Source organism: Citrobacter sp. Marseille-Q5395 (assembly GCF_947057495.1).
Classification (GTDB): domain Bacteria; phylum Pseudomonadota; class Gammaproteobacteria; order Enterobacterales; family Enterobacteriaceae; genus Citrobacter; species Citrobacter murliniae.
The window spans coordinates 1-1,696 of the sequence record NZ_CAMSEL010000048.1 but is presented as its reverse complement, the minus strand read 5'-3'; the positions used below and the strand labels follow the sequence as shown (position 1 = coordinate 1,696).

Below are 1,696 nucleotides of genomic sequence, written 5' to 3'. Positions count from 1 at the left end.
ACTGCTCTTTAACAATTTATCAGACAATCTGTGTGGGCACTCAATGATACGGATTCTTAACGTCGCAAGACGAAAAATGAATACCAAGTCTCTGAGTGAACACGTAATTCATTACGAAGTTTAATTCACGAGCATCAAACTTAAATTGAAGAGTTTGATCATGGCTCAGATTGAACGCTGGCGGCAGGCCTAACACATGCAAGTCGAACGGTAGCACAGAGGAGCTTGCTCCTTGGGTGACGAGTGGCGGACGGGTGAGTAATGTCTGGGAAACTGCCCGATGGAGGGGGATAACTACTGGAAACGGTAGCTAATACCGCATAACGTCGCAAGACCAAAGAGGGGGACCTTCGGGCCTCTTGCCATCGGATGTGCCCAGATGGGATTAGCTAGTAGGTGGGGTAACGGCTCACCTAGGCGACGATCCCTAGCTGGTCTGAGAGGATGACCAGCCACACTGGAACTGAGACACGGTCCAGACTCCTACGGGAGGCAGCAGTGGGGAATATTGCACAATGGGCGCAAGCCTGATGCAGCCATGCCGCGTGTATGAAGAAGGCCTTCGGGTTGTAAAGTACTTTCAGCGAGGAGGAAGGTGTTGAGGTTAATAACCTCAGCAATTGACGTTACTCGCAGAAGAAGCACCGGCTAACTCCGTGCCAGCAGCCGCGGTAATACGGAGGGTGCAAGCGTTAATCGGAATTACTGGGCGTAAAGCGCACGCAGGCGGTCTGTCAAGTCGGATGTGAAATCCCCGGGCTCAACCTGGGAACTGCATCCGAAACTGGCAGGCTAGAGTCTTGTAGAGGGGGGTAGAATTCCAGGTGTAGCGGTGAAATGCGTAGAGATCTGGAGGAATACCGGTGGCGAAGGCGGCCCCCTGGACAAAGACTGACGCTCAGGTGCGAAAGCGTGGGGAGCAAACAGGATTAGATACCCTGGTAGTCCACGCCGTAAACGATGTCGACTTGGAGGTTGTGCCCTTGAGGCGTGGCTTCCGGAGCTAACGCGTTAAGTCGACCGCCTGGGGAGTACGGCCGCAAGGTTAAAACTCAAATGAATTGACGGGGGCCCGCACAAGCGGTGGAGCATGTGGTTTAATTCGATGCAACGCGAAGAACCTTACCTACTCTTGACATCCAGAGAACTTAGCAGAGATGCTTTGGTGCCTTCGGGAACTCTGAGACAGGTGCTGCATGGCTGTCGTCAGCTCGTGTTGTGAAATGTTGGGTTAAGTCCCGCAACGAGCGCAACCCTTATCCTTTGTTGCCAGCGGTCCGGCCGGGAACTCAAAGGAGACTGCCAGTGATAAACTGGAGGAAGGTGGGGATGACGTCAAGTCATCATGGCCCTTACGAGTAGGGCTACACACGTGCTACAATGGCATATACAAAGAGAAGCGACCTCGCGAGAGCAAGCGGACCTCATAAAGTATGTCGTAGTCCGGATTGGAGTCTGCAACTCGACTCCATGAAGTCGGAATCGCTAGTAATCGTGGATCAGAATGCCACGGTGAATACGTTCCCGGGCCTTGTACACACCGCCCGTCACACCATGGGAGTGGGTTGCAAAAGAAGTAGGTAGCTTAACCTTCGGGAGGGCGCTTACCACTTTGTGATTCATGACTGGGGTGAAGTCGTAACAAGGTAACCGTAGGGGAACCTGCGGTTGGATCACCTCCTTACCTTAAAGAACC

Annotated in this window: 1 rRNA gene; it reads left to right on the top strand. The window is 52.9% G+C overall.

Annotated features, from left to right (window positions below):
- Window positions 1-142 precede the first annotated feature (142 nt).
- A 16S ribosomal RNA gene (locus OH663_RS25620) occupies window positions 143-1,684 on the top strand.
- Window positions 1,685-1,696: the final 12 nt, after the last annotated feature.